The 6,251-nt window shown below is 61.3% G+C and carries 4 protein-coding genes; 3 read left to right on the top strand and 1 reads right to left on the bottom strand.

The window, feature by feature from the left end; translation table 11 throughout:
* Nucleotides 1–16 precede the first annotated feature (16 nt).
* The gene (locus tag ACJ8PL_RS20500) at nucleotides 17–766 is read right to left on the bottom strand and encodes an NAD-dependent epimerase/dehydratase family protein (RefSeq protein WP_028127800.1); all 750 of its coding nucleotides are present in this window, start codon (nucleotides 764–766) and stop codon (nucleotides 17–19) included.
* 658 nt (nucleotides 767–1,424) lie between these two features.
* On the opposite strand from ACJ8PL_RS20500, the gene bglF reads away from it, so the two are divergent.
* The 3 genes from bglF to ACJ8PL_RS20515 all read left to right on the top strand — a co-directional run bounded on the left by bglF (nucleotide 1,425) and on the right by ACJ8PL_RS20515 (nucleotide 6,229).
* Nucleotides 1,425–3,290, top strand: coding sequence for a PTS beta-glucoside transporter subunit IIABC (bglF, locus tag ACJ8PL_RS20505; RefSeq protein ID WP_016929538.1), 1,866 nt, complete (start codon nucleotides 1,425–1,427; stop codon nucleotides 3,288–3,290).
* 14 nt (nucleotides 3,291–3,304) lie between these two features.
* Nucleotides 3,305–4,708 (top strand): glycoside hydrolase family 1 protein, encoded by a 1,404-nt coding sequence (locus tag ACJ8PL_RS20510; RefSeq protein WP_079452283.1) that lies wholly within the window; start codon nucleotides 3,305–3,307, stop codon nucleotides 4,706–4,708.
* 150 nt (nucleotides 4,709–4,858) lie between these two features.
* Complete coding sequence (locus ACJ8PL_RS20515; RefSeq protein ID WP_370530997.1) at nucleotides 4,859–6,229, top strand: carbohydrate porin; 1,371 nt, start codon at nucleotides 4,859–4,861, stop codon at nucleotides 6,227–6,229.
* The last annotated feature ends 22 nt before the right edge of the window (nucleotides 6,230–6,251 follow it).

Genomic DNA, 6,251 nt, shown 5'->3' on the forward strand with positions numbered 1-6,251 from the left:
GGGTTCCCCGCCGCGCTCACTCAAAGCCGAGCAGGCTGAACGCATCGTCCTGCGGGGCGTAGCCGAGCAGGCGACGGGTCTCTTCCAGCGACAAACGCGTGTAGCGGTTATTGGAAACCCCGTGCACCACCGCATATTGCACCCCTTCGACACGAATGCAGCGCTCCAGCAGATCGGCGGCGTCGCGATGGCTGAGAAACGCGCTCATGTCGCGGGCGCTGAGCCGATCGCCCGGGCTGAGGGTGGTGAAGTTGGCGATGCGCACCGACAGGGCGGAAAGCCCTTCCTGATGGGCGAAGTAGGCGGCGATGCCTTCGCCGAACGCCTTGCTGGCGCCGTACAGGTTTTTCGGTTTCGGCGCGTCATCCGGGCGGATTTGGTAATCGAGCGGATAGCCTTCCACCGCCTGCGCGCTGCTGGCGAACACCACCCGGCGGCAGCCGGCGTCTTTCGCCGCGCGGAAGATATTGAAGGTGCCGAGAATGTTGTTGTCCATCAACGAACCGCAAAAGTCGGCATCGGGGGAGGGATCGGCCGCCAGGTGCAACACGGTGTCGATATTGGCGCAGGCCGCGCGGCAGGCGTCGAGATCGGCGATGTTGAAGCTGATGACTTCGTCGCCGGGCCGCAGATCGCTCAGCAGGCTGATGTCTCGTTCCGCCAGGCGCAGCGCGTAGCGATCGCCCATCGCCTGGCGAAACGCCGTGGCTACCCGGCCGCCGGCGCCGGTGATCAGAATCCGTCCCAACTCAGTCCGCAACGTCATGGCCGCTGTCATCCCTACAATCGATTACGCGTTGACCAGTAATAATCGCCCGCGTGACTTTTGTCCAGTCGTTTTAATTAGTCATTCTGATGTTTCTTTCGCCATCGTCAATTGCGTATGGTGATTTTCGCGCGGGTGAATATCGTGGAATGTTAACGATGTGCAATCAAGTTTGGCGATCTATTTGCCTTATGGATTGCCGGTTGTGACTAAAAAGTGGGGATTGACAGTGGATGGACGAGCGCTTTGCTTTCGCCTGATAGTGAATTATTAGGTTAGTTAATCTTATGTTTTTGCCTGAGGCGGGCGATATTCCGCCCCTCTCTATTCCGCCTGCGCGATATATCACTGCTGCGCTGAAGCCGATAGAGGGCGACAGCCCTTATTTGATACCTCAGATCGGTTTTGCCCGCCCGATCACAGTTCGGCAATTTGCCGACGCAAGGCCTTGCCCCGGCAAAATCCGCGGTGTTAACGTCATAACTCAACCGATTTAGGGTTGTTACTGCTACGGCAGGCAAAACCTAAACCTCGCGTTTCTGTTCCCCGATGGGGCAGAGGCCGCGAGGTTTAGGTTTTTTTTTGCGCCGAATTTCGCCTCAGCGCCAGGCCAGTGCGGGGCGGGGAGCGGCAGAACGCGAAGTCTAAGGATAACCGTATGAAATATGACACATTAGCCAGTGAGATTTTGGCCGGCGTCGGTGGCCGCGACAATGTGAAAAGCCTGGTGCATTGCGCTACCCGCCTGCGTTTCAAGCTGCGCGACGACAATCGCGCCAACGCGGCAGCGCTGAAGAAAAATCCGGGCGTCATCATGGTGGTGGAGAGCGGCGGCCAGTTCCAGGTGGTTGTGGGCAACCACGTGGCGGAGGTGTTCGACGCGGTCAATCGGGTCGGCGGATTGGCTGACGGTGCGTCGAACGGCAGCGATGCGGACGATAAAAAAGATAACCTGCTCAGCCGCTTTATCGATCTGGTGTCCGGCATTTTTACCCCGCTGCTCGGGGTGATGGCCGCTTCGGGGATCCTGAAAGGCTTCCTGGCGCTGAGCCTGGCCTGCGGCTGGCTGCTGGAGAGCGGCGGCTCCTTCAAAATGTTGTTCGCCGCCAGCGACTCGTTGTTCTACTTCTTCCCGATCATGCTCGGCTACACCGCCGGAAAAAAATTCGGCGGCAACCCCTTCGTCACCATGGCGATCGGCGGCGCGTTGACGCATCCGCTGATGATGGCGGCCTTCGAAGCGGCGCAGCAGCCGGGCGCGGTGCGCGAGTATTTCTTCGGCATTCCGCTGACCTTCATCAACTACAGCTCGTCGGTGATCCCGATCATCTTTGCGGCCTGGGTGTCCTGCCGCCTGGAGCCGTTGTTTAACCGGGTGATCCACAGCGCGCTGCGCAATTTCATCACGCCGCTGCTGTGCCTGGCGATCACCGTGCCGTTGACCTTCCTGCTGATCGGCCCGGCGGCAACCTGGCTCAGCCACCTGCTGGCCAACGGCTATCAAAGCATTTACGCCTTTAACCCGATCATCGCCGGCGCCTTTATGGGGGCGATGTGGCAGGTGTGCGTGATCTTCGGCCTGCACTGGGGATTGGTGCCGTTGATGATCAACAACCTGAGCGTGCTGGGGCGCGACACCATGGTGCCGCTGCTGTTGCCGGCGGTGATGGGGCAGGTCGGCGCCACGCTGGGCGTGATGCTGCGCACCCGCGACGCCAAACTGCGGGCGCTGTCCGCTTCGGCCATCGGCGCCGGGATTTTCGGCATCACCGAACCGGCGGTGTACGGCGTCACGCTGCCGAACAAACGCCCATTCATCTTCGGCTGCATCGGCGGCGCGCTGGGCGGTGCGGTGATCGGCTACTTTCATACCTCGGTCTACTCGTTCGGCCTGGTGAGCGTATTCACCTTCGCGCAAATCATTCCCAACGGCGGCATCGACGCCACGGTATGGGGCGCGATCGGCGGCACCCTGCTGTCGTTCGTGTTCGCCGCGCTGGCCAGCTACCTGTTCGGCGTCGCGCCTGCGGAAGAGACGGCGCAGCCTGAAGCCGCCGCGCCGCTTAACCGCAAACAGACCATCCTCAGCCCGATCGCCGGCGACATCGTGCCGCTGGATCAGGTGAACGACGCGACCTTCGCCAGCGGCCTGCTGGGGAAAGGGGTGGCGATCGCGCCGCAGCAGGGGCGCGTAGTGGCGCCGGTGAGCGGCAGCGTGGCGTCGCTGTTCAAAACCAAACACGCCATCGGCATCGAATCGGACGACGGCGCGGAGATTCTCATCCACGTCGGCATCGATACCGTGAAGCTCGACGGGGCGCATTTCACCGCCCACGTTCGGGAAGGCGAGCGGGTCGCCCCGGGCGATCTGCTGATCGAGTTCGACCAGGCGGCGATCCATGCTGCCGGCTATGACACCACCACGCCGATCATCATCAGCAACAGCGATGACTACGTGGACGTGTTGACCAGCGGCCTGTCTCCGGTGCAGGAACAGGCGCCGCTGCTGACTTTATTACGTTAATTGAGGAGCAAGCGATGAACGGCAAGTTTCCGCAACATTTTCTGTGGGGCGGCGCGGTAGCGGCGAACCAGGTAGAAGGCGCGTATCAGGCCGACGGCAAGGGGCTGTCGACCTCCGATCTGCAGCCGCAGGGCATCTTCGGCGCCATCACGCCGCGCACGGCGGGCGACAGCGGCATCAAGGACGTGGCGATCGATTTCTATCATCGTTACCCGGAGGATATCGCGCTGTTCGCCGAGATGGGTTTCACCTGCCTGCGCACCTCGATCGCCTGGACGCGCATTTTCCCGCAGGGCGACGAAGAGACGCCGAACGAAGCCGGGCTGGCGTTTTACGATCGGCTGTTCGATGAGATGGCGAAATACGGCATTCAGCCGCTGATCACGCTGTCGCACTATGAAATGCCTTACGGCCTGGTGAAGCGCTACGGCGGCTGGGGCGATCGGCGCACCATCGATTTCTTCGAGCGCTACGCGCGCACCGTGTTTGAACGCTACAAGCACAAGGTCAAACACTGGCTGACCTTCAACGAGATCAACATGTCGCTGCACGCGCCTTTCACCGGCGTCGGCCTGCCGCCGGAGAGCGACAAGAGCGCCATCTATCAGGCGATCCACCATCAGTTGGTGGCCAGCGCCAAAGCGGTGAAGGCCTGCCACGAGATCGTGCCGGAGGGCAAAATCGGCAACATGCTGCTGGGCGGCATTCTGTATCCGCTGAGCTGCAAGCCGGAAGATCTGCTGGAAACCCAGCGGCAAAACCGCGACTGGCTGTTCTTCGGCGATGTGCAGGCGCGCGGCTATTACCCGGCCTATATGCAGCGCTTCTTCCGTGAAAACGGCATTCAGGTGGCGATCACCGAGGAAGATCGGCGAACGCTGCGCGAAACCATCGATTTCATCTCGTTCAGCTACTACATGAGCGGCTGCGTCACCGCCGACCCGGAGCAGTATGAGACGGCGCGCGGCAACATTCTCGATATGGTGCCGAACCCGCATCTGGCCAGCTCGGAATGGGGATGGCAAATCGACCCGATCGGGCTGCGCTACCTGCTCAACGTGCTGTACGACCGCTATCAGAAGCCGCTGTTCATCGTCGAGAACGGGCTGGGCGCCAAAGATCGCGTCGAGGCCGACGGCAGCATCAACGACGACTACCGCATCAACTACCTCAATGACCACCTGGTGCAGGTGGCGGAAGCGATCGACGACGGCGTCGAGGTGATGGGTTACACCAGCTGGGGGCCGATCGATCTGGTCAGCGCTTCGAAGGCCGAAATGTCGAAGCGCTATGGCTTCATTCACGTCGACAGGGACGATGCCGGCAACGGCAGCCTCGAGCGCCGCCGCAAGAAGAGTTTCTACTGGTACCGCGATGTGATCCACAGCAACGGCGCCAGCCTGAAAGACCGACGCTAACCCTTCAGCCCGGCGGCAAGCGCCGGGCGTTAACTAACGTTATTCGCTGCTGTTCATGATGGGAAATTCTCTCCCAGGGAATGCTGTTGCCCGCAGTCAGCCGTTATGCGGAGAAATATAATAATGATGAAAAGCTTATTACCTCGTTCCATGACCCTGGCGGCGCTGGCGTTGCTCTGTAGCCAGGCGCAGGCGGAAACGCTGCAAACCGGCAAGGACGTCGAAGCCCCCACCGCCAAATGGGAAGGGGTGGCGCTCGGCTTTGAACCGCCGCAGCCCGGGCTGTTGGGGGATATGCTGGGGATCAGGCCGATCCTGGAGGATCATGGCTTCCACTATAACCTCGGCTACCTCAGCCAGCTGTCGTATAACGCCGGCGGCGGTTACAACCACGATAAACAGGCGTCGTATATCGACCAGTTTTCGCTGACCTTCAGCCAGGATTTGCAGGCGCTGACCGGCATTCCGGACGCGGCGATCGAAGGCAATATCGTCAACCGCAACCATGACAACAACCTGACCCGCGATCGGCTGCAGGATCCGCGCGTCGGCCTGACCGATCTGTCGCAGGAGAGCTTTGGCGGGCAGTCGATCACCCGGCTGGGTTGGTTGACCTTCAGCCGCTCCTTCCTCGATCGCCGGCTGCAGTGGCGCATCGGCATGATGAACAAGGTGCAGGATTTCGATCAGATTATCCCCTGCGATTTTCAGACGCTGACGCTGTGCGGCGGCAAGTCCGCTAATTCGTTGACCTGGTACAACTGGAACGTGCATTACTGGGGCACTACGCTGCAGTACAAACTGACCGACGGCCTGACGCTCAAGGGCGGGGTGATGGAACAGAACCCGAGCGCCCCCAGCCGCAGCCACGCCTGGAGTTGGTCCACCAAGGGCAGCAAAGGCTTCCTGTTGCCGATGGAGCTGGAGCTGAAAACCCACGCCGTCAACCAGCTGCCGGGGGTGTATAACCTGGGCGTGCTGTTCACCAACGCGCGCCAGCGCGATCTTTATGAAGGGGTGTCCGGCGGGCCGGGCGCCAGCGATCCGCAGGGCTATCGCAGCCACGATCGCACCTGGTTCCTGTATACCGGTTTCAACCAGCAGGTGACGCGCCATGCGGACGACGTCAACCGCGGTCTGAGCGTGTTTTACAGCCTGGGGCTGGGGGATCAGCGCAGCAACTACCTGCACTGGTCAACCTCGACCGGCATCCGCTATCGTGGGCTGTTCGATGCGCGGCCGGACGACTGGCTGGGGCTCGGCGTCTCGGTGGTGAAACTGAGCGACCGCTACAAAGACAATCAGCGTTATCTCAACCAGATGAGCGGCATCAGCGATTATCACGATCCGAATTACCGGCCGGTGCCGGGCCACTCGGTGACGGCGGAGCTCTATTATCGCGTTAACGTCACGCCGTGGCTGCAGCTGCAGCCGGGCCTGCAATACTGGCATCACCCGGCGGGCGTCAGCGAGACGCAGGACGCCTGGGTGACGGCGTTGAAAACGGTGGTGACCTTCTGATCAGGCCGCGTCGCTCTCGCGG

This window comes from Serratia sp. CY83965 (assembly GCF_052166375.1).
Classification (GTDB): Bacteria; Pseudomonadota; Gammaproteobacteria; order Enterobacterales; family Enterobacteriaceae; genus Serratia; species Serratia marcescens.